The sequence below is a fragment of the Streptomyces sp. NPDC004667 genome (assembly GCF_040609475.1).
GTDB lineage: Bacteria > Actinomycetota > Actinomycetes > Streptomycetales > Streptomycetaceae > Streptomyces.
In genome coordinates this window covers 1-23,522 of record NZ_JBEXKC010000036.1, presented here as the reverse complement: position 1 = coordinate 23,522, position 23,522 = coordinate 1, and the positions used below count along the sequence as shown (strand labels likewise).

Annotated in this window: 18 protein-coding genes and 1 pseudogene; 9 read left to right on the top strand and 10 right to left on the bottom strand. The window is 74.5% G+C overall.

The window, feature by feature from the left end; all coding sequences use genetic code 11:
* The first annotated feature begins 57 nt into the window (after window positions 1–57).
* The gene (locus tag ABZW32_RS20825) at window positions 58–4,797 is read left to right on the top strand and encodes a hypothetical protein (protein ID WP_356217901.1); all 4,740 of its coding nucleotides are present in this window, start codon (window positions 58–60) and stop codon (window positions 4,795–4,797) included.
* Window positions 4,798–4,931: 134 nt separating this feature from the next.
* Here ABZW32_RS20825 and ABZW32_RS20820 read toward each other — a convergent pair.
* Window positions 4,932–5,252: pseudogene (locus tag ABZW32_RS20820) on the bottom strand (hypothetical protein); the annotation flags it as partial.
* A 376-nt stretch (window positions 5,253–5,628) separates the two neighbouring features.
* Between ABZW32_RS20820 and ABZW32_RS20815 the strand changes: the two are divergent.
* From ABZW32_RS20815 to ABZW32_RS20800, 4 genes are read left to right on the top strand one after another with little or no spacing between them, the layout of a single operon-like run.
* Window positions 5,629–8,553 carry a nitrate- and nitrite sensing domain-containing protein gene (locus ABZW32_RS20815; RefSeq protein WP_356217900.1) on the top strand — a complete coding sequence of 975 codons (2,925 nt, stop codon included), beginning with the start codon at window positions 5,629–5,631 and terminating at the stop codon, window positions 8,551–8,553.
* Window positions 8,550–8,987 (top strand): roadblock/LC7 domain-containing protein, encoded by a 438-nt coding sequence (locus ABZW32_RS20810; protein ID WP_356217898.1) that lies wholly within the window; start codon window positions 8,550–8,552, stop codon window positions 8,985–8,987. The genes ABZW32_RS20815 and ABZW32_RS20810 overlap by 4 nt, the downstream gene beginning before the upstream one ends.
* A 10-nt stretch (window positions 8,988–8,997) precedes the next feature.
* Window positions 8,998–9,432 carry a DUF742 domain-containing protein gene (locus ABZW32_RS20805; protein WP_356217896.1) on the top strand — a complete coding sequence of 145 codons (435 nt, stop codon included), beginning with the start codon at window positions 8,998–9,000 and terminating at the stop codon, window positions 9,430–9,432.
* A complete protein-coding gene (locus tag ABZW32_RS20800; protein ID WP_356217894.1) occupies window positions 9,413–10,039 on the top strand; it encodes an ATP/GTP-binding protein in 627 nt (208 codons plus the stop codon). Before ABZW32_RS20805 ends, ABZW32_RS20800 begins: the two co-directional genes overlap by 20 nt.
* Before the next feature lie 233 nt (window positions 10,040–10,272).
* Here ABZW32_RS20800 and ABZW32_RS20795 read toward each other — a convergent pair whose 3' ends face one another.
* The 4 genes from ABZW32_RS20795 to ABZW32_RS20780 all read right to left on the bottom strand — a co-directional run bounded on the left by ABZW32_RS20795 (window position 10,273) and on the right by ABZW32_RS20780 (window position 13,110).
* A complete protein-coding gene (locus ABZW32_RS20795; protein ID WP_356217981.1) occupies window positions 10,273–11,463 on the bottom strand; it encodes a lipid-transfer protein in 1,191 nt (396 codons plus the stop codon).
* Between the two features lie 26 nt (window positions 11,464–11,489).
* Complete coding sequence (locus tag ABZW32_RS20790) at window positions 11,490–11,945, bottom strand: zinc ribbon domain-containing protein (RefSeq protein WP_356217893.1); 456 nt, start codon at window positions 11,943–11,945, stop codon at window positions 11,490–11,492.
* Window positions 11,946–12,008: 63 nt separating this feature from the next.
* Window positions 12,009–12,347, bottom strand: a complete 339-nt coding sequence (locus ABZW32_RS20785) for a DUF962 domain-containing protein (protein ID WP_356217891.1) — start codon at window positions 12,345–12,347, stop codon at window positions 12,009–12,011.
* Between the two features lie 13 nt (window positions 12,348–12,360).
* Window positions 12,361–13,110, bottom strand: a complete 750-nt coding sequence (locus ABZW32_RS20780; RefSeq protein WP_356217890.1) for a M15 family metallopeptidase — start codon at window positions 13,108–13,110, stop codon at window positions 12,361–12,363.
* A gap of 23 nt (window positions 13,111–13,133) precedes the next feature.
* Here ABZW32_RS20780 and ABZW32_RS20775 point away from each other — a divergent pair, with 23 nt between their 5' ends.
* On the top strand, window positions 13,134–13,643 hold the full coding sequence (locus tag ABZW32_RS20775; protein ID WP_356217888.1) for an NUDIX domain-containing protein: 510 nt from the start codon (window positions 13,134–13,136) through the stop codon (window positions 13,641–13,643).
* A 128-nt stretch (window positions 13,644–13,771) separates the two neighbouring features.
* Here the strand turns inward: ABZW32_RS20775 and ABZW32_RS20770 are convergent, their stop codons facing one another.
* Window positions 13,772–14,332: a hypothetical protein gene (locus ABZW32_RS20770; protein ID WP_356217886.1), complete on the bottom strand. Its 561-nt coding sequence runs from the start codon at window positions 14,330–14,332 to the stop codon at window positions 13,772–13,774.
* Between the two features lie 140 nt (window positions 14,333–14,472).
* Between ABZW32_RS20770 and ABZW32_RS20765 the strand changes: the two genes are divergently transcribed.
* Window positions 14,473–14,970: a hypothetical protein gene (locus ABZW32_RS20765; protein ID WP_356217884.1), complete on the top strand. Its 498-nt coding sequence runs from the start codon at window positions 14,473–14,475 to the stop codon at window positions 14,968–14,970.
* 168 nt (window positions 14,971–15,138) lie between these two features.
* Here the strand turns inward: ABZW32_RS20765 and ABZW32_RS20760 are convergent, their stop codons facing one another.
* A complete protein-coding gene (locus ABZW32_RS20760; RefSeq protein WP_356217882.1) occupies window positions 15,139–17,487 on the bottom strand; it encodes a TIM-barrel domain-containing protein in 2,349 nt (782 codons plus the stop codon).
* A 211-nt stretch (window positions 17,488–17,698) separates the two neighbouring features.
* On the opposite strand from ABZW32_RS20760, the gene ABZW32_RS20755 reads away from it, so the two are divergent.
* Complete coding sequence (locus tag ABZW32_RS20755) at window positions 17,699–19,675, top strand: acetoacetate--CoA ligase (protein ID WP_356217880.1); 1,977 nt, start codon at window positions 17,699–17,701, stop codon at window positions 19,673–19,675.
* Window positions 19,676–19,733: 58 nt separating this feature from the next.
* Complete coding sequence (locus ABZW32_RS20750; protein WP_356217878.1) at window positions 19,734–20,651, top strand: hypothetical protein; 918 nt, start codon at window positions 19,734–19,736, stop codon at window positions 20,649–20,651.
* A gap of 70 nt (window positions 20,652–20,721) precedes the next feature.
* On the opposite strand, the gene ptsP is transcribed toward ABZW32_RS20750, so the two are convergent.
* The 3 genes from ptsP to ABZW32_RS20735 all read right to left on the bottom strand — a co-directional run.
* Complete coding sequence (ptsP, locus tag ABZW32_RS20745) at window positions 20,722–22,392, bottom strand: phosphoenolpyruvate--protein phosphotransferase (RefSeq protein ID WP_356217876.1); 1,671 nt, start codon at window positions 22,390–22,392, stop codon at window positions 20,722–20,724.
* A gap of 74 nt (window positions 22,393–22,466) precedes the next feature.
* Complete coding sequence (locus ABZW32_RS20740) at window positions 22,467–22,916, bottom strand: PTS glucose transporter subunit IIA (RefSeq protein WP_356217874.1); 450 nt, start codon at window positions 22,914–22,916, stop codon at window positions 22,467–22,469.
* Window positions 22,917–23,209: 293 nt separating this feature from the next.
* On the bottom strand, window positions 23,210–23,522 hold a 313-nt coding region (locus ABZW32_RS20735), incomplete at its 5' end, for a hypothetical protein (protein ID WP_356217872.1).

Genomic DNA, 23,522 nt, shown 5'->3' with positions numbered 1-23,522 from the left:
CGATCCCGTACGCCCCCCACGCACACGACCCACGACAGAGCACGAGAGTCCGCCGCCATGTACGAGCTGTCCCGGATCCGCCTCTACTCCATCGGGCCCGCCGGCGCACGCTACGCCGACACCGTGCTCGACCTGCGGGGAGTCGGTGAGCCGGTGCCCCACCCGGCGCCCGCCCAGGCGGAGTTCTTCGAGGACGAGCCCACCGGGCCGCCCCGGCGCCCCGCGCCCGCCGGCGTGCTCTTCCTGGAGAACGGCGGCGGCAAGTCCGTCCTGCTCAAGCTGATCTTCTCGGTGATGCTCCCCGGCCACCGCAACACCCTCGGCGGCGCCAGCTCCGGCGTGCTGCGCAAGTTCCTGCTCGCCGACGACTGCGGACACGTCGCCCTGGAGTGGCAGCACACCCAGACCGGCGAGTGCGTGGTCGTCGGCAAGGTCAGCGAGTGGCGCGGCCGGCAGGTCTCCAACGACCCCCGCAAGTTCGCCGAGGCCTGGTACTCCTTCCGCCCCGGTCCGGGTCTGAGCCTGGACAACCTCCCCGTCGCCGAGGCCACCGCCGTACGCCCGCCCGTCGAGGGAGCCTCCGGCGCCCAGGGCCGGCGCCGCACGATGAAGGGCTTCCGCGACGCCCTCACCGAGGCCGGGAAGGCGTACCCGCACCTGGAGGTGTACTTCGAGGAGATCCACGACCGCTGGAACGAGCACCTCACCGAACTCGGCCTCGACCCCGAACTCTTCCGCTACCAGCGCGAGATGAACGCCGACGAGGGCGAGGCCGCCGGCCTGTTCGCGGTCAAGAAGGACTCCGACTTCACCGACCTGCTGCTGCGCGCCGTCACCGACACCCGCGACACCGACGGCCTCGCCGACCTGGTCCACGGCTTCGGCAACAAGCTGGGCCGCCGCGCCGAGCTGATGGCCGAACGCGACTTCACCGCGGGCTCGGTGGACCTCCTCACCCGCATCGTCGAGGCCGCCGAGACCCGCTCCCGGCTGCGCGACGTCCACGCCGGCGCCGAACGCCGTACGCGCACCCTCGCCCGGCGGCTGTCCGCCCGCGCCGGAGCGGAACGCGGCCGCGCGGCCGACCTCGCCCAGCGGGTCACCGGCGCCGCCCACGGGGTCACCGCCGCCGAGGCGCAGCGCACCCGCAGCGCCGCGGTCTCCGCCGAACTCGCCTACCGTCACGCCTCGCTGGCCCTGACCGTGGCCGACAAGGCCGCCGCCGCCCAGCGCCGCGAGCTCCTCGAAGCCCGCACCCTGCACTCCGCCTGGCAGGCCGCCGAGACCGTGCTGCGCCACCGCGCCGCCGCCGACCGCTCCGCCCGGGTCGCCGCCGCGATCCTGGAGGCCGAGCGGGACGCCGCCCCGGCCCTGGCCGCGCGCGCCACGGCCGCCGCCGAGCTGGTACGGGCCCTGCACACCGCCGCCGAACAGGGCGAGCGGGCCGCCAACGAGGAGGAGGAGCGCTCCGCCGGGCTCCAGGACATCGGCGAGACCGCCCACCGCGACGCCACCTCCGCCGCCACCGCCGCCCAGCGCGCCCGCAGCGAGGCCGAACACCTGCGCACCCGCCTCGCCGAGGTCGAGCAGGAGACCGCCGAGGCCGTGAAGGCCGGCTGGCTCGACGACACCGCACCCGACGCGGACCCGGCCCGCGCCGCGCTCGCCGCCAGCGACGCCGAGAAGGCCGCCGTCGCCGCCTGGGAGGAGTCCCGCGAGGCCGCCCGCGCGACCGCCGACGCCGCCCGCGAGGCCACCGCCGCCGAATCCCGCGCCGAGCTCACCGCCGCCCGCGCCGCCGACGCCGCGGAAGCCGCCGAAGCCGCCCACGCGGCCGAGGAACGAGCGGCCGCCTCGCTGGCCGCCTCGCCCCGCCTGGCGGAGCTCCTGGGCCTCCCGTCGGCCCCCGACACCTTCCTCCCGCGCCCGCGCGGGGGTACGCAGCCCGCTTCCGCCCCGTCGGGCGCGGCCGGGCCGGGCCCGGACAGGGCCGGGGTCGGCGCCGGCGCAGCCGGCCAGCCGGGCGCCCAGGGCTCCGCCGCCGCCGCGGTCTCCGCGACCGCCGCGGCCCCCGGCGGGCTGACCGTCGCCGACCTCGACCGGGGCTCCGACGAGCTGGTCCGGCTGCTCGCCGACACCGTCGGCTCCGCCGAACGCCAGCTGTTCGAGCTGCGCACCGCCGCCGCCGACGACGCCCGCATCCTCGGCGCCCTCGGCGACGGCGGCCTGCTGCCGCCCGGCCCCGACGTCCTCGCCACCGTCGAGTACCTCGGCGAACACGGCATCCCGGCCCTGCCCGGCTGGCGCTACCTCGCGCAGTCCGTGGACCCGGCCGACCACGCCGCCGTCCTCGCCGCCCGCCCCGAACTCGTCGACGGCGTCGTGATCACCGACCCCGACACCCACGGCCGCGCCCGCGAGGTCCTCTCCGCCGCCGCGCTGCTGCCCCGCTCCACCGTCGCCGTCGGCACCGCCGCGGCCCTGCTGGCGCCCGTACCGCCCGCAGGGGACACCGATTCCGTGTTCCTCGTGCCGCCGAACCCGGCCATGCACGACGAGCACGCCGCCGACGAGGAGCGCCAGGCTCTCCGCGCCCGCGCCACGGCCCGCGACACCGAGATCCGCGACCTCGCCGCCCGCCTCTCCGGCGACCGAGAGCTCGCCGCCCGGCTCAGCTCCTGGCGCACCGGCTGCCCGCCCGGCCGCCTCGTCCAGCTCGCCGAACACGCCGCCGCCGCCCGGACCTTCGCCGAGGAGGCCGACGCCGAGCTCGCGGAGGCCCGTACGGTACGCGCCGAGGCCGAGGAGGCCGCCGCCGACGCGGCCCGGGTCCGCGACGAGCGCCAGGACACCGCCCAGCGCGCCCGCCGTGCCGCCGACGCCCTCTCCGGCCTGGCCCACCGGCTGCGCGAGCGCTCCGGCTGGCAGACCAGGGCCCGCGAACTCGCCGAGGAGGCCGCCGAGTCGGAGGCCCGCGCCGAGGCCTGCCTGGACCGGGCCCGCGCCGCCGACGAGGACCGCCGGGCCGCCCAGCGCGCCGCCGACGACGCCCGCCGCACCGCCCGCGCCCTGCGTGCCGAACGCGCCGAGATCGCCGGGGCTCCCGACCAGCTGCCCGCCGAGGACGCCCCGCGCGCCCCGCTCCCCGACCTGCGCGAGGCCTACCGGGCCGCCTCCCGGCTCTACGAGAAGGTCGGCGTCGGCGCCGACCTGCGCGCCGAACAGGCCCGCGCCGAGAGCGACGAGAGCGCCGCCCTCGCCGAACTCGACCGCCTCACCAACAAGGTCCGCACCCGTGCCGCCCAGCTCCTCGAAGGCACCGACGGCGCCGACGGCCCCTCCCGGCAGGCAGCCGCGGCCCGCGCCGAGGCCCTCGTACAGATGCTGGAATCCCGTGCGTCCACCGCCAGCGAGCAGCTCGGCCGGCTGCGCGGCGAGGCCGAACGGCACGCCCCCGCCGACGGCGAGGCCCACACCGAACTCCCCGAGGAACTGGTCCCGGCCGACGTGGATCAGGCCCAGGGCCTGCTGCGCACCGCCACCGCCCAGCTCGCCGCCCACTCCGCCGCCGTGGAGAGCGCCCGCGCCGCCCACGCCGACCTGCTGCGCGCCCACCGCGCGGCCGAGGACGGCGCCGGGGGCTTCGACGAGACCGCGGCCCTCCTGCGGGACCTGCTGCGCGACCACAGCCACCCGGAGGACGAGCAGGAGCCGGTGCCGCACCCGGGCAGCCTGGAGGAGGCCCGGCAGTCCGCCACCGAGGCACGCCGCTCCCTGCGCGGCTGCGCGGCCGACCTCTCGGCCGCCGAGTCCGCGGTGCGCGAGGCGAGCGACGTCCTGGTCCGGCACGCCAACGCCACCCGCTACGAGCAGGTGCGCACCCCCGCCCGCCAGCAGATCCGCGAACTGCCCGCCTCCGCGCTGCCCGAGCACGCCGCCGCCTGGGCCGCGGCCTTCGCGCCCCGGCTGCGCGTCCTGACCGACGAGCTCGCCCAGCTGGAGCGCAACCGCGACAGCATCGTCGACCGGCTCCGCGGCCTCGTCGAATCCGCCCTGGCCACCCTGCGCTCCGCGCAGCGCCTCTCCCAGCTGCCGGAGGGCCTGGGGGAGTGGTCGGGCCAGGAGTTCCTGCGGATCCGCTTCGAGGAGCCCGACCAGGCCACCCTCACCGAGCGGCTGGGCGAGGTCATCGACGAGGCCACCCGCGCGGCCGTCAAGAAGAACAGCACCGCCTCCTTCGGCGAGGGCGGCCGCCGCGACGGCATGTCCCTGCTGCTGCGCGGCGTCCAGGCGGCCCTCGAACCCAAGGGCATCGCCGTGGAGATCCTCAAGCCGGACGCGGTGCTGCGCGCCGAGCGGGTCCCGGTCGGCCAGATGGGCGACGTCTTCTCCGGCGGCCAGCTGCTGACCGCCGCCATCGCCCTGTACTGCACGATGGCGGCGCTGCGCAGCAACGACCGGGGCCGCGACAAGCACCGCCACGCGGGCACGCTGTTCCTGGACAACCCGATCGGGCGCGCGAACGCGACCTACCTGCTGGAACTCCAGCGGGCCGTCTCCGACGCGCTCGGCGTCCAGCTGCTCTACACGACGGGCCTCTTCGACACCACGGCCCTCGCCGAGTTCCCGCTGGTCATCCGGCTGCGCAACGACGCCGACCTGCGGGCGGGCCTGAAGTACATCAGCGTCGAGGAGCACCTGCGGCCCGGTCTGCCGCAGCGGTCGCCGGACGGGGAGACCATCCACGGCGAGATCACCGCGACCCGCATGTTCCGCCGCTCGGCCACCGCTTCCTGAGGCCCGCGGGTCCCCGCGGGCTACCGGGGGGACCGGCGGGGACCCGCGGGCTACCGGGGCCGGGGCGCCGCCCCGCGCGGGTCGCCCACGCCCCGGCCCGGGTGCCCGGGGGCGCGCGCCGCCCAGGGTTCCCGGGCGGCGCTGCTCGGCTCGGACACCACGCCGCCGCGCTGGTTCCACATCTGCCGGGTGATCCACACGTCCAGCACCGCCCAGGTGGCCACGACCGTCCCGGCTATCCCGCAGAGCACCATCGGGAAGGCCAGCCAGGAGCCCGTCACCGCGAGGAAGAAGGTGACCGTGGCCTCGGTCAGGGTCACCGCCACGATCAGCAGCGCCCGCACCGCGGACGCCCGTACCGGGTCCGGCATGCGGCGCCGGCGGGCCGGTTCCTCCACCCACAGGCCCCGCCCCGCCCCTCGGGTCGCCGCGCCGTCCTCTTCGTACATCCTCATGGTCCGCTCACTTCCCGCCCCGTGGCCGGCCATGCCCGCCGTGCCCGTCCGCGCCCTCGTCCTGTCAGACGTGCGGGAGCGCCCGGAGATTCCCGGAATCCGAACGTCCGCACCGGTGACAATGATCGCGGAAGGAAGAATTCCAGCCATCCATCCGATTGCGGGAACCGAGGCCCCAGCGAGTGTCATCTGCCACATATCGGGCCGGACTTGACCGGAAGTATCGGACAACTCGTGATCATCGTCCAGGGGGCAGACCGAAAACGTCCGGACACGCCTTCGAAGGCGCGCCCCGGCAGTAGTAGGCTCACGCCGTTTAAATGACGGAACACCGACCTCCGGCACGGGGGTTGAGCTGGGGGAGGCTGGGGAGGCCATGCGCTTTCGCGGGAAGTCCATCCGCCGGAAGATCGTGGCGTTGCTCTTGGTGCCGCTCGTCTCCCTGACCGCCCTGTGGGGCTTCTCCACGGTCATCACCGGCCGGGAGGCGATCCAGCTCCTCGACGTCGCGTACGTCATCGACAAGGTCGGCTACCCGATCGAGGACGTCGTCCGCGTCATCCAGAAGGAACGCCGCCAGACCCTGGTCGTGATCGGCGACCCCACCGCCGCCGCCGCGACCGCCGAACTCACCAAGAGCCGGGCCGCCACGGACGCCATGGTCCGCAAGATCACCGCGAGCGCCCGCGACCCCAAGGTCGCCGACGAACTCACCCCGCAGGCCCGCGGCAGGCTCCGCTCCATCCTCGACGCCTTCCACGGCATCGCCGCGCTGCGCGGCTCCGTCGACCGCAGCTCCCTCGCCCCCGGCCAGGCCCTGGAGCTCTACAGCCGGCTGGTCGACCCCTGCTACGAGTTCCTGATGAACCTCCACGCCCTGGAGAACGTGGAGATGGACAAGCAGGGCCGTGCCCTCGTCGGCATCACCCGCGCCCGCGAGACCCTCGCCCGCGAGGACGCGGTCATCGCCGCTTCCCTCGCCGCCCGCAACGTCAGCGCACCCGACGTCCGGCACGTCTCCGACCTCGCCGCCAACCGCGGCCTGCTCTACGAGTTCAACCTCGCGATCCTCCCGGCCGAGGACCGCGTGCTCTTCGAGCGGTACTGGAAGGGCCCGGAGAGCAAGGCCCTGCGCGACGCGGAGGAACGGTTCATCGCGGCCGGCGCCGGCAAGAACCCCCGCGCCGTCACCGCCGCCCAGTGGGACGAGGCCGCGGGCAAGGTCCTCGACGACCTCGCCACCATGGGCACCGCCGCGGGCGACCGCTACCAGAAGCGCGTCAAGCCGGTCGCGATCGAAGTCCTCGCCCAGGCCGCCTTCGCGGGCGTCCTCGGCTTCATCGCCCTCGCCGTCTCCGTCGTCCTGTCCGTCCGCATCGGCCGCGACCTCATCCGCGACCTCTCGCAGCTGCGCAAGGACGCCCACGAGGCCTCCGGCGTCCGGCTGCCCGGCGTGATGCGCCGCCTCGCCGCCGGCGAGACCGTCGACGTGGAGACCGAGGCACCCCGCCTCGAATTCGAGAAGGACGAGGTCGGCCAGGTCGGCCTGGCCCTCAACAGCCTCCAGCGGGCCGCCGTCGAGGCAGCCGTCAAGCAGGCGGAGCTGCGCCGCGGCGTCTCCGAGGTCTTCGTGAACCTCGCCCGCCGCAACCAGGTGCTCCTGCACCGCCAGCTGACCCTCCTCGACACCATGGAACGGCGCACCGAGGACGCCGAGGAACTCGCCGACCTCTTCCGCCTCGACCACATGACCACCCGCATGCGCCGCCACGCCGAGGGCCTGGTGATCCTCTCCGGCGCCGCCCCCTCCCGCCAGTGGCGCAAGCCCGTCCAGCTGATGGACGTCGTACGGGCCGCCGTCGCCGAGGTGGAGGACTACGAACGCATCGAGGTCCGCCGCCTGCCGCGCCTGGGCATCGAGGGTCCCGCCGTCGCGGACGTCACCCACCTGATCGCCGAACTCCTGGAGAACGCCACGGTGTTCTCGCCCCCGCACACGGCCGTCCAGGTCCACGGCGAACGGGTCGCGAACGGGTTCACCCTGGAGATCCACGACCGCGGCCTCGGCATGAACCCGGAGGCGCTCCTGGACGCGAACCTCCGGCTCGCGGAGACCCCCGATTTCGAGCTCTCCGACACCGACCGCCTCGGCCTCTTCGTCGTCAGCCGCCTCGCCCGCCGCCACGCCGTCAAGATCGTCCTCCAGACCAGCCCCTACGGAGGCACCACCGCGGTGGTCTTCCTGCCCGCCGAGCTCCTCACCGAGGCCCCCGACACCAACGGCACCGGCATCCGCCTCGACGGCATCAAGGGGGCCAAGGGCTTCCTGAGCGGCCAGGGCGCCAAGGGTGTCAAGGCCGCCCCCGCCCCCAAGCCGTCCGACCGGCCGGTGCACGCCGCCGTCGACCGCGCGTCCGCGCCGGCCCGCCCGCTGCCCGCCGGGGTGCTGAACGGACCGGTCGAGCTGGAGGCGCCGCTCGGGGCGCTCGGCCTCGACGGGCCGGACGGCCTCGACGAACTCACCCCCGGCACCCCCGGCATCCCGGGCCTCACCGGTGTCGGCGGGCGCCCGCCCATGGCCTCCCTCGACGACGAGACCCCGCCCGGCGGCATCTCGCGCACCGCCCTGCTGGGGCTGCGCGCCGCGGACCGCCCCCACAGCGACCGGCACCCCGAACGCGGCGCCTGGAAGGGCGACCGGATCGGCGACCACGGCGCGGACCGCCACCGGAACCGGGACGCCGACGCGGAGTCCGGCCGCACCCGCACCCGCGCCACCGGGCGCGAACGGGAGCCGCTGCCCCCCACGGGCCCGGTCCGCCTGGAGCGCCCCCACCAGGAACCGGTGCGCCCGGACGCCCCCCGTACGGGCGCGGCCGTCCCGCTGCCCCGGCGGCACCCCACCCCGACCCTGGTCGCGGAGCACGGCCGCCGCGTAGAGCCCCGCCCGGCGACCGCCGGTCCCCGGCCCCCGGCCGCGACCGGCCCGCGGTCCGGCGCCGACGAGGGGACGCAGCCGCGTACGTCGGCGCCCGCGCCCGGCCCCGGCGGGCTGCCCCGCCGGGTGCGCCAGGCGAACCTGGCACCCCAGCTCAAGAACGGCCCGGCGCCCGCCGAGGCAGGCACCGACGCCGACCCGGTGACCGACCGCGACGCGGAGGCCGTGCGCCGGCGCATGTCCGCCCTGCAGCGCGGCTGGACGGCGGGCCGCGAACAGTACGCACAGCAGCAGTCCGAGACCGAGGCCGGCACCCCCGCCGCCAGCGGTCCCGCGCACGAGAACGAAGGGGACGGTCGATGACCGCACCGCAGACCGGAAACGACACCCGGGGCCGCGGCTCCGGCCCGCTCAACTGGCTCCTCGACGAACTCGTCGACAAGGTCGCCAGCATCCGCAAGGCGGTCGTCCTCTCCGGCGACGGCCTGCCCACCGGGAGTTCCAAGGACATCACCCGCGAGGACAGCGAACACCTGGCCGCCGTGGCCTCCGGCTTCCACAGCCTGGCCAAGGGCGTCGGCCGGCACTTCGAGTCCGGCCGGGTCCGCCAGACCGTGGTGGAGCTGGACGACGCCTTCCTGTTCGTCATGGCGGCGGGCGACGGCAGCTGCCTGGCCGTCCTGTCCGACGCCGACTCCGACGTCGGCCAGGTCGCGTACGAGATGACGCTGATGGTCAAGCGCGTCGGCGACCACCTGGCGACCGCCCCGCGTACCGGGCTGCCAGCCGGAGGGTGAGTCGGACGGCATGAGCGACCCAGGCCAGGACCGACCCGGCGATCCCCGGGGGACCCAGCCCGACACCGGCCACCCGCACTGGTTCGACGACGACGCGGGTCCCGTCGTACGCCCCTACGCCATGACGCGTGGCCGGACCAGCCACGCCGGGCAGCACCGCCTGGATCTGATCGCCCTCGTCGTCGCGGAAGCGGCGGCCGACGATCCGGTCTGGGACCTGACCCTGTCCCCGGAGCACGCCCACATCCTCGGGCTGTGCCGGGAACGCCCCCGGTCGGTGGCGGAACTCGCCGCGGACCTGGACCTCGCCATCGGCGTGGTGCGGGTCCTGATCGGCGACCTCGTCCACGACGAACTGGTCCACGTGACCAGGCCGGTACCGCCGGCCGAACTGCCTGATGAATCCATTCTGCGTGAGGTGATCGATGGCCTTCGGGCGCTCTAGCCGCACCGGCGCGATGCATGCCGTGTCGCCGGTCGAGCCGCTGACCCTGAAGATCCTGGTCGCGGGCGGTTTCGGGGTGGGCAAGACCACCCTGGTCAGTGCTGTGAGCGAGATCCGTCCGCTGCGGACGGAGGAACGCCTGTCCGAACCGGGCGCCGCCGTCGACGACATCGACGGGGTGGAGGGGAAGAGCACCACCACCGTGGCCATGGACTTCGGCCGCATCACCCTGCGCGAGGACCTGGTGCTCTACCTCTTCGGCACGCCGGGCCAGGACCGCTTCTGGTTCCTGTGGGACGAGCTGGCGCAGGGCTCCCTCGGCTCGGTGGTGCTGGCGGACACCCGCCGCCTCGCCGACTGCTTCGCCGCCATCGACTACTTCGAGCGGCGCGGGATCCCCTTCGTCGTCGCGGTCAACTGCTTCGACGGCGCCGAGCGCCATCCCGTGGTCACCGTCCGCGAGGCGCTCGACCTCGATCCGGAGGTGCCGGTCCTGCTCTGCGACGCCAGGGACCGGGAATCGGTCAAGGACGTCCTCGTGGGCGTCGTGGAACACGCGATGTCCCTGGCCCGGTCCCGCCGCAGGAGCCTGATCGCCGGCGCCTGAGCGCCGTCCGTGCGCGTCCGCGCGCCCGTCAGGGAGCCGGTTCACGGAGCCGGTTCACGGAGGCGGCCCGTACCCCCGCCGACTGGGGTACGGGCCGCAGCTCTCATGGGGGGATCCGGCGATCCCGCTCGCGGCGCGGGACCGTGGACAGAGTGTGAACCCGCCGCCGGGGGCCGTCAAGCACCCCGACAACACACCCAGTTCACGGCCCCCGCCGCTCTCCCGACGCCCCCTCAGCGCACCGCCACGACGGCCGAACCGTGGCCGAACAGCCCCTGGTTCGCGGTGATCCCGGCCCGCGCACCCGGCACCTGACGCGCCCCGGCCGTACCCCGCAGCTGCCACGTGAGCTCGCACACCTGGGCGATGGCCTGCGCCGGCACCGCCTCCCCGAAGGAGGACAGCCCGCCGCTCGGATTGACCGGCACCCGTCCGCCGAGCGCGGTCGTCCCCTCCCGCAGGAGCTTGACCGCCTCGCCCTCGCCGCACAGCCCGATGTCCTCGTACCAGTCCAGTTCGAGCGCGGTCGACAGGTCGTACACCTCGGCCAGCGACAGGTCGCCCGGCCCCAGCCCCGCCTCCTCGTAGGCGGCGCGCGCGATCGACGCCCGGAAGGAGCCGGCTGCGGGCTCCACCGCCACCGCCGAGTCGGTCGCGATGTCCGGCAGGTCCAGCACGGTACGCGGATACGTGGGCGTCACCGTGGACACCGCCCGGATCCGCACCGGGTCCGCCGCCCCCCGCGCCCGCGCGAACTCCATGCTGCTCAGCACCAGGGCCGCGCCCCCGTCCGAGGTGGCGCAGATGTCCAGCAGCCGCAGCGGATCGGCCACCACCGCCGAGGCCGCCACCTCCTCGGCGGTCACCGCCTTGCGGTAGCGGGCGTGCGGGTTGAGCGCCCCCGCGGCCGCGTTCTTCACCTTGACCTGTGCGAAGTCGTCCCCGGTGTCCCCGTACAGGGCCATGCGGCGGCGGGCGTAGAGCGCGAAGTACGCCGGGTTCACGGCCCCCAGGATCCGGAACCGCAGCCAGTCCGGGTCGTCGGGCCGCTCGCCGCCGGCCGGGGCGAAGAACCCCTTCGGGGCCGCGTCGGCGCCCACCACCAGCACCACGTCCGCCAGACCGGCCAGGATCTGCGCCCGTGCCGCCCCGATGGCCTGGGCACCCGAGGCGCAGGCCGCGTACACGCTGGTCACCCGGGCGCCCTGCCAGCCGAGGGCCCGCGCGAAGGTGGCCCCGGCGACGTAGCCCGGGTATCCGGAGCGCACGGTGTCGGCCCCGACGACGGAATCGACGTCGGTCCACTCCAGCCCGGCGTCGGCGAGCGCGGCACGGGCGGCGGCCCGTCCGTACTCCACGAAGCCGCGCCCCCACTTGCCCCAGGGGTGCATGCCGGCCCCCAGGACGGCCACCTCGCCCCGCACCTCGGCCCCGCCCGCCCGGTCCCCGCTCACGCGACCCCTCCCACGGGCTTGAACTGCCAGGTCAGCCAGGTGGTCTCGGCGTCCTCGTGCAGGACGCCGCCCACCACCTCGACCTCCATGCCGACCGCCAGGTCCGCCACCGTCACCCCGGGAGCCCCCTGCCCGAGCACGACCATCCCCTCGGCCTCCAGCTCCACCGCGACGAGGGTGTACGGCTCCCAGGGTGCGGCCGGATCGGACACGTACGGTGCGGGCGGCCGGTAGCGGCCGTCGGTGTAGGACCAGACCCGGCCGCGCGGGGACAGCGGGACCTCGGCGAGCTCACCGCCGCCGGGGCAGTGCGGATTGCGGCAGTGGGCGTCCTCGCGCGGGAAGAACACCGCCGTGCAGGCGGAGCACCGGGTGCCGAGCAGGCGGAAGCCGCCCTCCGCGTCCGCCTCCGTGAACCACCCCTGCACGACGGGTGTGCGTGTGCGTTCCAAGACCCCTCCCGGACAGCGTGATCTGACGAAGCGTCAGAAGTCTGCCACGGCGGGCCCTGCCGGTCACCGGTTCTCGGCGAGCCACTTCCGCGCGATCACGTCCAGCTCCGCGTCCCGCCCGGCCAGCATCATCCGGATCATCTGCGCGTCCCCCCGCAGTGACCAGGCAGGATGCCCGAAGGTGGCCGGGTTGTTCCCCTCGATCAGGAAGTGCGCGGGCCACGCGGCCCCGTACCCGATCACGGGCAGTGCGGCCAGGTACCGCCGGCGCCCGCGCGCCACCCCGTACACGGTCAGCGCCAGCCCGGACAGCGTCCCGCAGAGGTGTACCCACCGCGTGGCGGCCCGGGAGTGCATGGCGACGTAGTACGGCCAGAACTCCTCGTACGATCCGAAAGTCATATGGGCACGCTACTCAGGGCCGCACGGCCGCGACAGACACCGGAACGTCGAAAGCCGTGTCCGGGAAGGCCTCGGGCCGCAGGGTGAAGTGCCACCACTCCTCGGGCAGGTTCACGAACCCCTGTGCCCCCAGCGCCCGCTCCAGCAGCCTCCGGTTCGCCCGCGCCGCCAACGCGACCTCCGGGGAGTCCGTGTGCGAGGCCGGACCGAAGAAGTCGAAGGGCGTCCCCATGTCCACCTCCCGGCGCGCGGGCAGCGCGACCAGCGTCACGTCGACCGTACTCCCGCGACTGTGCGCCGACTTCGCCGCGATGTACCCCTCCGGGATCAGGCGGCCCTTGTCCACCTCCGGGTAGTACTCCGCCTTCGCCGCCGGGTCGTCCGGCTCCCCGGCCCAGCGCACGAACCGGTCCACCGCCCGCTGCGGCCGGTAGCAGTCGTACACCTTCAACGCGTACCCGCCGCGCAGCAGTTCCCGCTGCGCCCGGCGCAGGGCCTCGGCGGCCGGCCGGGCCAGCAGGCACACCGGCTCCGCGTACCCGTCCACGACGGCACCCGTGAAGTTCCGCGCGCCCGCGTACCGCATGTCCTCACCGATGCCCGGATCCACGTCCCGCAACGCCACGAACCCCGCGAGCCGGCCCTCTGTGCCCGCGGGCACGGCGAGCCGGCCCTCCGCGCCCGCGTACCCCGCGAGCCGGCCCTCCGCGCCCACGGGCACCGCCAGCCCGGCCAGTACCGCGGCGACCACCAGCGTCCTCATGCCCCCTGGAATACCATCACCGCATGCCGGCACAGCTGAAGGACTCGCACTGCTCCACCTGCGGAGCCCCGTTCGACACGGCGCTCTGGCCCCGGAAGTGCGCCGCCTGCGGCGCCGTCGCCTACCGCAACCCGCTCCCGGTCGCGATCGCCCTGCTCCCCGTCGAGGACGCCTCCGGCACCGGCCTGGTGGTCATCACCCGCACCATCGAACCGGCCCTCGGCGGCGTCGCCCTGCCCGGCGGGTTCGTGGACTTCGGCGAGGACTGGCGGGAGGCGGTCGTCCGCGAACTCCGCGAGGAGACCGGCATCGAGGCCCCGGCCGACGAGGTCGCCGTGGCCGACGTCCTCAGCTCCCCGGCCGGCCACCTGCTCGTCTTCGGCCTCCTGCCGCCGCGGCCGGCGTCCGCCCTGCCACCCTCGGTCGCCACCGAGGAGACGACGGGCTGGCACGTCCTGCGCGCACCGGCCGAACTGGCCTTCCCGCTCCACACCCGAGCGGCGGCCGCCTGGTTCGAAGGCCGCTACACCTAGCCCCTGTCGTCCATGCGGCGCCCGACCGGCACCGCTTCGACGACAGGCCCCGGGCCGGGTCGCGTCCGGCCGGCCGCCGCATCCCCTCCGCGGCGCGGCCGGCGGGCAGGACGGGCACCGCCACCGCCCTACAGCGGCAGGTCCATCACCAGCGACGCCAGCGTCACCACGCCCACCACCGTGCCGGCGACGACCGCACCCCGCGCCCACAGCGCCCGCGCCGGAACGGGCCGCGCGCGCAGGTACGCCCCCGCCAGCAGCGGGAGCACCGCACTCAGCGCCGTCCAGGCCCAGACGCTCCCGAAGCCCGGCAGGGCCTCCGGCAGGGTCCCGAGCCACCGGTGGACGAGCAGGGCGGGCGGCACCGACAGCGCGGCCACCAGGACCGCGACCGCGACCGGCTCCGGCCACGCGCTCAGCCGGGCCGTCCAACGACCCAGCACCGCGATGGGTTTGACGAACAGCAGCCCGTGCAGGAACCCCGCCGCGACCGCGGCCACCGCCGTCAGCCCCAGCTCCGCGAACGACCCGCCCGAGGGCTGCCGGGTGACCAGGAGCAGCGCCCACACCGTGACCAGCTGCCAGGCGCCGACCACCTCCGCACCCGGCGCCAGGTCCCGTCTGCGCACCCCGCCCGGCAGGCGTCGGTTCGCTGCGCGGGGCCGCGTCGTGGTGCCGGCTAAGACCATCACTGACTCCCTGTCCGATCGGGGCGGCACGCCCGCCGCCGCCCCACAGGCTGTCCCGCCGGCCTATAGCGCCGCTATACCGTTTCCAGGAGCCCCACCGCGCGTGTGAGACTCGACCGGATCGAACCCGGGGGAGTCACATGTACGTACGCACCAAGCTGCCGACGGCGGCGGCGATCGCCGTGGCGGGAGCCGCGGCCCTGGCCCTGGCCGGGTGCACGGCCGACCAGCAGGGGGGCGCCGCGAAGCCGTCGGCCCCGAGCCGCTCCTCCACCGCGGCGGCCGGAGCCTTCACCCGGGACACGGTGGAACGAGAGGTCCGGGAAGCCGTGCGGAGGGCCGGCATCGACCCCGAGCGCGGGCGGACGACCACGACCCGCGACGGCAGGAAGCACCCCACCATGGTCGACTGGGCGGTCGCCGTGGACACCGGCGAAGCCGACCGTTCCCTGCCCGCGATCGGAGCCGAACTGGAGCGCCTCGGCTGGCGGCGGCAACCCCGTGACGGCGGGCTCCTCGGCTACGAGAAGTCCGACTGGCACCTGTTGGCCACCGTCACGGGCAAGGAGAAGCTCGCCGAGCTCCACGACGGGGACAGCATGCTCTCCCTCGTCGTCATGCACCACTCGCCCGACTGACCAGCCGTCGGGCCGTCGCCCGTGGGCGCGGGGCGGCCTCCCCGAGCCGGGAACAGGACGCCCCGTACGCCGCGCCCGTACGCCGCGCCGTGCCCGTATGCCGCGACACCCCGCACGCCCGACGCCGCGACGCCCGTGCACCCCGTGCGCCGCCGCCCCTCACACCCCTCACAGCCCCCGCAGCTCGACGCCGCGCACCGTCGCGCCCGCCTCGTCCTCCACCACCACCGCGTCCCCGGCCCACCGCACGGTGTACCGCTCGACCTCGCCCGCCTCGAACCCCGGGCCCGGGTCCCGGATGACCACCCCGCCGCCCGTCCGGCCCCGGGCCGGGGCCCACGCCTCGAGCCCCACCGTCCCGTCCCGGCGCCGCACCGGCAGCACCGCCCCCGCCCGCGCCAGCACCGGCGTCCGCCCCGGCGGGGCGTCCAGCAGCACCTGCGCGGGCCCCTCGTGCGCCGCCCCCGTGGCGGTGTCGTACCACCGCCCGCGCGGCAACCGCACCGCCCGCCGGTCCGCCCCGCACTCCAGCACCGGCGCCACCAGCAGCGCGTCCCCCAGCAGGAACGCGTCCTCGCAGTCCCGCAGCACCCGGTCCTCCGGCGACCCCCACCACAGCGGCCGCACGTACGGGGCCCCGGTCCGCCGCGCCAGGTGCGCCAGCGTCACGAAGTACGGCCGCAGCCGCTCCCGCTCCGCCAGCACCTCCGCGGCCCGCTCCGCCACCTCCGGCCCGAACTCCCACGGCTCGCGCCGGCCCGCCCAGATCGCCGAGTGCGTCCGGAACAGCGGCAGGTACGCCCCCAGTTGCAGCCACCTCAGGTACAGCTCCGGCGACGGCGACCCCCCGAAGCCGCCCACGTCGGGCCCCGAATACGGCACCCCGCACAGCCCGAGGCCCAGCACCAGCGCCAGCGAGGCCCGCAGCCCGTCCCAGCCGGACTCCACGTCCCCGGACCACGTGCCCCCGTAGCGCTGCATCCCCGCCCACCCCGAGCGGGAGAACAGGAACGGCCGTTCCGCCGGCCGCAGCCGCACCAGGCCCTCCCACCCGGCCCGCGCCATCGACAGCCCGTACACGTTGTGCCCGGCCCGGTGGTCCCCGCCCGCCCCCTCCAGCACGTGCCGGGCCGACCGCGGCAGCGTCGCGTCCCCCCACGGCGCGAACGACACCGGCTCGTTCATGTCGTGCCAGAACCCGGCGAAGCCCTGACCCAGCCGCTCCTCGTACAGCCCGCCCCACCACTCCCGCACCGCCGGATCCGTGAAGTCCGGATAGGCGCACTCGCCCGGCCAGACCTCCCCCCGCACCTCCCGCCCCCGCGCGTCCCGTACGAACGCCCCGCGGTCACCGACCGCCAGCCCGGCGGCGTGCACCGCGTCCCCCGCCTTCACCGCCGGGTCCACGATCGACACCAGCCGCACCCCCCGCTCCGCCAGCTCCGCCGCCAGCCCCGGCAGGTCCGGGAACGCCTCCCGGTCCACCGTGAACACCCGGTGCGCGTCGTAGTGGTCGATGTCCAGGTGCACGGCCGACAGCGCCAGCCCCCGCTCCGCGTACCCGTCCACCACCCGCCGCACCTCCGCCGCGCTCCCGAACCCCCAGCGCGCGTGCTGGTACCCCAGGGCCCACTCGGGCGGCACCGCGGCCGCCCCCGTCAGCCCCGCCCACCCCTGGAGCACCCGCGCCGGCGTCCCCACCAGCACCCAGCACCGCGCCGGCCCGCCCTCCAGACGCAGCTCGCTCGCCCCCGGCCGGTCCGGGCCCGAACCGGCCCCCTCCTCACCGCCGCGCAGCGCCACCCGCCCGTCCCAGGTGTTGTCGTAGAACGCCAGGTGCGTCCCGGCGTCCGCGACCACCACCTGCACCGGCATCGTGATGTACAGCGGATCGGTGTCCGGCCCGAACCCGCCCTTCGGGTCCGTGTTCCACAGCCGGTACTCCCCGTCCCGCAGCCGAGGCCCCCGCGCCCGCCCGCCCAGCCCGAAGAACCGCGCGTCCGCCGGCACCTCCGCCCGCTGCAGCCACCGGGACCCGCCCTCGGCGGGCCCCGCCACCGGATCCCACCAGCGCGGCGGCAGCTCCCGCCGCAGCACCGCCCCGCCCGGGGTCCGCACCTCCACCGCCCCGTGCCGGGACACCGCCACCGTCACCCGCTCCGACACCACCCGCCAGCCGCCGCCCGTGTCCGGCTCCAGCACCGCCCGCGGATCGGGCTCCGGGCCGCCGCCCACCACCGCGTACGAGGGCGTGGGCTCCGCCCCGTCCCAGCTCCAGAACACCGCCCCGCCCACGGTCACCCGTACCAGCAGCTCGGACCGCGCGAACCGCAGCACGCCCCCGCCCGGCCGCGCCTGCGTCCCCGTCAGCAGCCCCGGCACCCGGGCCCGTTCGGCACCCCGGCGCGGGAGCCCCTCCGCATCCGCCCGCCGGTGGCTCCAGGCCGAGCGCCAGGCCCGCCGCCCGCGCGCCGTACCGATCTCTTTCACCGCACGCACCAGATCACGACCGTCCATGCCGCTCACCCTGCCACCGGCCTCCCGGCCCGCGGGGTGCGTTCAGCTGCCGTTCACCCGGAAAACGATCACATCCGACCGCCCGGGACACCTCTGGTGCGGATGTCGATCACATGGCATGGTCCCTGTGAGCCGCCGCGCACACACCCGCGCACCGGTGGCACCGTACGCACACGAAGCGCGATCCACAGACTTGACCGGGAGCCGACCCATGACCTCAGCCACCCAGCCGGAACCCCTCTGGTCCCCGAGCCCCGACCGGATCGCCGCGGCCCGCGTCACCGCCTTCCAGGCCTGGGCCGCGAACCGCTTCGGCGCCCCCGCCGACGGCGGCTACCCGGCCCTGCAGCGCTGGTCCGTCGACGAGCTCGACACCTTCTGGCAGGCCGTCGCCGAGTGGTTCGACGTCCGCTTCACCACCCCCTACGAGTCCGTCCTCGAAGACCGCGCCATGCCCGGCGCCCGCTGGTTCACGGGATCCACCCTCAACTACGCCGAGCACGCCCTGCGAGCCGCCGAGGACCCGGCCCGCGCCGCGGACCCCGCCCTGCTCCACGTCGACGAGACCCACGAACCCACCCCCGTCACCTGGGCCGACCTGCGCCGCCAGGTCGGCTCGCTCGCCGCCGAACTGCGCGCCCTCGGCGTCCGCCCCGGCGACCGGGTCAGCGGCTACCTCCCCAACATCCCCGAAGCCGTCGTCGCCCTCCTCGCCACCGCCGCCGTCGGCGGCGTCTGGACCTCCTGCGCCCCCGACTTCGGCGCCCGCAGCGTCCTCGACCGCTTCGAGCAGGTCGAGCCGGTCGTCCTGTTCACCGTCGACGGCTACCGCTACGGCGGCAAGGAGCACGACCGCCGCGAGACCGTCGCCGAACTGCGCGAGGGGCTCCCCTCGCTGCGCGCCGTCGTCCACATCCCGCTGCTCGGCACCCCCGCCCCCGAGGGCACCCGCCCCTGGTCGGAACTGACCTCCGCCGACACCGAGCCCGTCTTCGAGCCGGTCCCCTTCGACCACCCGCTCTGGATCCTCTACTCCTCCGGCACCACCGGCGCCCCCAAGGCGATCGTGCAGTCCCAGGGCGGCATCCTCCTGGAGCACCTCAAGCAGCTCGGCCTGCACTGCGACCTCGGCCCCGAGGACCGCTTCTTCTGGTTCACCTCCACCGGCTGGATGATGTGGAACTTCCTCGTCTCCGGCCTGCTCACGGGCACCACCGTCGTCCTCTACGACGGCAGCCCCGGCTTCCCCGACACCGGCGCCCAGTGGCGGATCGCCGAGCGCACCGGAGCCACCCTCTACGGCACCTCCGCCGCCTACGTCATGGCCTGCCGCAAGGCCGAGGTCCACCCCTCCCGGGACTTCGACCTCTCCGCCGTGAAGTGCGTCGCCACCACCGGCTCCCCGCTCCCGCCCGACGGCTTCCGCTGGCTCCACGACGAGGTGGCCGAGGACCTCTGGATCGCCTCCGTCAGCGGCGGCACCGACGTGTGCAGCTGCTTCGCCGGCGCCGTCCCCACCCTCCCGGTCCACATCGGCGAACTCCAGGCGGCCTGCCTCGGTACGGACCTCCAGGCGTGGGACCCCGCGGGGAAGCCGCTCACCGGCGAGGTCGGCGAACTCGTCGTCACGGCCCCCATGCCGTCCATGCCGATCCACTTCTGGAACGACCCCGACGGCAGCCGCTACCGCGACAGCTACTTCGAGATGTTCCCCGGCGTCTGGCGCCACGGGGACTGGATCACGATCACCGACCACGGCTCGGTCGTCATCCACGGCCGCTCCGACTCCACCCTCAACCGGCAGGGCGTCCGGATGGGCTCGGCCGACATCTACGAGGCCGTCGAACGCCTCCCCGAGATCAAGGAGTCCCTGGTCATCGGCCTGGAGGAACCGAACGGCGGCTACTGGATGCCGCTCTTCGTCCACCTCGCCCCCGGTGCCGTCCTCGACGAGGCGCTGCGCAAGAAGATCGCCGCCACCATCCGCGAGCAGCTCTCCCCGCGCCACGTCCCCGACGAGGTCATCGAGGTCCCGGCCGTCCCGCACACCCTGACCGGCAAGCGCATCGAGGTCCCCGTCAAGCGGCTCCTCCAGGGCACCCCCCTGGAGAAGGCCGTCAACCCGGGCTCGGTCGACAACCCGGACCTGCTCGCCTTCTACGAGGAGCTGGCCCGCACCCGGAAGTGACTGTCAGTGCCCGCGATTACTCTGAGTGAGCAAGCTGTCGCACCACTCAGGGGGAACCATGAAGGGCACACCGGACACCTCACGCACCTCGCGCACCACCCGTGACATCGACGGCACGCTGCGCCGCGAGGTCCCCAGCACCGTCGGCCTCCTCGCCGACCCCGGGGACTTCGCGGCCATGCGCGACTACCGCAGCTTCTGCTTCGACCACCACGACGCCTACGCCGACTACCTCCGCCACGTCGACGCCCTGCTCCGCACCCTCGCCACCGAGGGCGTCCACACCACCGTCGCCCTCTTCGATCCCGAGGAGTACGCCGACTACTGCGCCGAACACGGCCTCGACCCGGACACCGCCGCGGCCCGCACCCGCTTCACCTCCGGACTCGGCGGCCCCGGAGGCCTGCCCTACACCGGCCAGCCCGTCGAGGAACTGGTACCCCTCCTCGTCGACGCCTCCCTCCGGCAGGCGACCAGGGAGTACGCGGGCATGCTCCTGGCCCGCGCCGGACAATGCGCCGACTGCGGCACCGACATCGGCCGGGCCTCCTTCGAACGGGCCACCGAAATCCTCCGGCGGCTCCTCGCCGTGGCCGGCCCCGGCCACCACCACCTCGTCTGCAGCGTCCCGGGCCCGGACGAACAGCTCCTCGCCGTCCTCCACGCCGAAACACCCGACGACCCCTGCGGCCCACCCCGCACCGAAGGCACCGAAGCCCTCGCATTCGTGACCGTCCTCGCCGCCGGCCTCGCCCTCGGCGCCGCCGGGGGACTGGTGCTCCGCAGCACCACCGAGGGCTTCCGCGACCGGGTCCACGGCTGGCGCCTCGACCGGGGCCGCCTCATCGCCCTCAACGCCGCCTCGGTCTTCGACGCCTACTGCACCGACGCCGACACCGGCGAGCCCGTGGCACCCGAACCGGGCGTCGAATACTGCCCGGGCTACGAGGTGGACCTCCCCGACCCCCACCACTGACCGGCCCCGCACACGACCGAGGGGCCCCCGCCACCGGCGAAGGCCCCTCGATCGATCACACACGCCACGGCTACTCGCCGGACAGCACCGCCTGGGCGGCCGCCCGGGCCTCCTCCGCGCTGTCCGTCGCACGCGCGGCCGCGGCCGCGCGCTCGCACTGCGCGAGCGTGTACTTGGCGAGCGTCGCCCGCACGTACGGAATCGAAGCGGCACCCATGGAGAGCGAGGTGACACCCAGACCCGTCAGCACACAGGCCAGCAGCGGATCCGAAGCGGCCTCACCACAGACACCACAGCTCTTGCCCTCCGCCTTGGCGGCCTCGGCCGACATGGCGATCAGGTCGAGCAGCGCCGGCTGCCACGGATCCTGGAGCCGCGACACCGCACCCACCTGACGGTCGGCGGCGAAGGCGTACTGCGCGAGGTCGTTCGTACCCAGCGACAGGAACTCGACCTCCTGCAGGATCGAGCGCGCCCGCAGCGCGGCGGAGGGGATCTCCACCATCGCACCGAACTTCGCCCGCAGACCCGCCTCGCGGCAGGCGTCGGCGAAGGCCTTGGCGTCGCGCCGGTCGGCCACCATCGGCGCCATGACCTCCAGGTACACCGGAAGGCCCTCGGCCGCCTTGGCCAGCGCGGTCAGCTGCGTGCGCAGCACCTCCGGGTGGTCCAGCAGGGTGCGCAGACCACGCACGCCCAGCGCCGGGTTCGGCTCGTCGCCCGGGGTCAGGAAGTCCAGCGGCTTGTCGGCGCCGGCGTCCAGCACCCGCACCACCACACGACCCTCGGGGAAGGCCTCCAGCACCTTGCGGTACGACTCGATCTGCTTCTCCTCGGACGGAGCCTTCTTGCTGTCGTCCAGGAACAGGAACTCGGTGCGGAACAGACCCACACCCTCGGCCCCGGCCTCCACGGCCGCCGGCACGTCCGCCGGACCGCCGACGTTGGCCAGCAGCGGCACCTTGTGACCGTCCGAGGTCGCGCCCGGACCGGAGGAGGCGGCCAGCGCCGCCTTCCGCTCGGCGGCCGCGGCCTCCAGCTCGGCCCGCTTCTGCGCGGTCGGCTCGACGAACAGGTCACCCGTGCTGCCGTCGACCGCGATCACCGTGCCCTCGGCGATCTCACCGGCACCGGGCAGCGCCACGATCGCCGGCACGCCCAGCGCACGCGCCAGGATCGCACTGTGGCTCGTCGGCCCGCCCTCCTCGGTCACGAAGCCGAGGACCAGCGCCGGGTCGAGCAGAGCGGTGTCGGCGGGCGCCAGGTCCCGGGCGATCAGCACGTACGGCTCGTCGCTGTCCGGCACGCCCGGCATCGGAACGCCCAGCAGGCGCGCCACGATGCGATTGCGCACGTCGTCCAGGTCGGCCACCCGCCCGGCCATGTACTCACCGGCTCCCGCGAGCAGGTCGCGGTAGGAGGCGAACGCGTCGTAGATACCGCGCTCGGCCGTGCTGCCGACGGCGATCCGCCGGTCCACGTCAGCCATCAGCTCGGGGTCCGTGGCGATCATCGCCTGGGCCTCCAGCACGTGCTGAGCCTCGCCACCGGCCAGCTGGCCGCGCGCGATCAGGTCGGCCGACACAGCCTCCACGGCCTGACGGGCGCGCCCCTGTTCGCGCCCCGCCTCGTCCGCGGTGATCTGCCTGGCCGGCGGTTCGAGAACCGCCGTGCCCATGTGCCGAACCTCGCCGATCGCCACACCGTGGCTCACGCCGACGCCTCGCAGCGTTGTCTCCATTTCACCCGTCTCCGATTGAGCGGCGGCCCCAGCCGCCGCGGTGGATGTCCGACTCGCCCGCACGGGCGGACGCGTCACTGCCAGCCGAAAAGGACGTCGTCGGCCTTGACGTCCCCGGACTCGACGACGCCGGAGAGGGAGTCGGGGGTCGCTTCGAGCGCCACGACCGGGCAGACCGGGGACTTGCCGGCGGCCTCGACGGCGGCGGGGTTCCAGCGGATGACCGTCTGGCCCCGCGTGACGGTGTCGCCCTTGTTCACGAGGAGCTCGAAGCCCTCGCCGTTGAGCTGGACGGTGTCGATCCCGAGGTGCGTGAGCACACCGTGGCCCTCATCGTCGACTACCACGTACGCGTGCGGGTGCAGAGAGACGATCACACCGTCCACGGGGGCCACCGCCTCCGAGGGCTCGCGCACGGGATCAATAGCGGTGCCCGGTCCCACCATCGCGCCGGAGAACACCGGATCGGGCACTGCCGCGAGTCCGATGGCACGCCCGGCAAGTGGGGACGTCACGCTGGTCATGGGGGCCTCCCAGGGGTGGGGCTTCTTCGTGTCGCCGTCACTACCTGTCGCGAACGGCGTACTCTCGGAAGGATATGTCACAGGATGTTCGGGTTCGCCCGATGTTGGTCCCGATCCGGGCTGGTCCTTCGGCACGGAGACTAGTGGACTAGACCGGTGGACTAGACCATACGCGTGAATCGATTTGCTTGGGCACCACGGGGCCTGTACTGTCGTGACTCCCGCCAGGGCGTGTCGTGTGAACTTCTCGCGAACAGCCGATGGACGGGACTCCTCCTCCAGCAGTGCAACTCTCAATCTCCATACTTTCCGCGTGCCCTTTCGGTAAACGGACGGTGGTCGGAGAGACGGAAATCCACTGCTAGAGTTTGGATCGCCGGAAAGGGAAAGCGCGAAAGTGCAGAACCTCGAAAGCGCCGAGGAAAATCGGACACGAAAGAGTCTGATAGAGTCGGAAACGCAAGAACAGAACGAAAGCCCGGAGGAAAGCCCGCGAGGGTGAGTACAAAGGAAGCGTCCGTTCCTTGAGAACTCAACAGCGTGCCAAAAATCAACGCCAGAAGTTGATACCCCGTCCACTTCGGTGGATGAGGTTCCTTTGAAAAA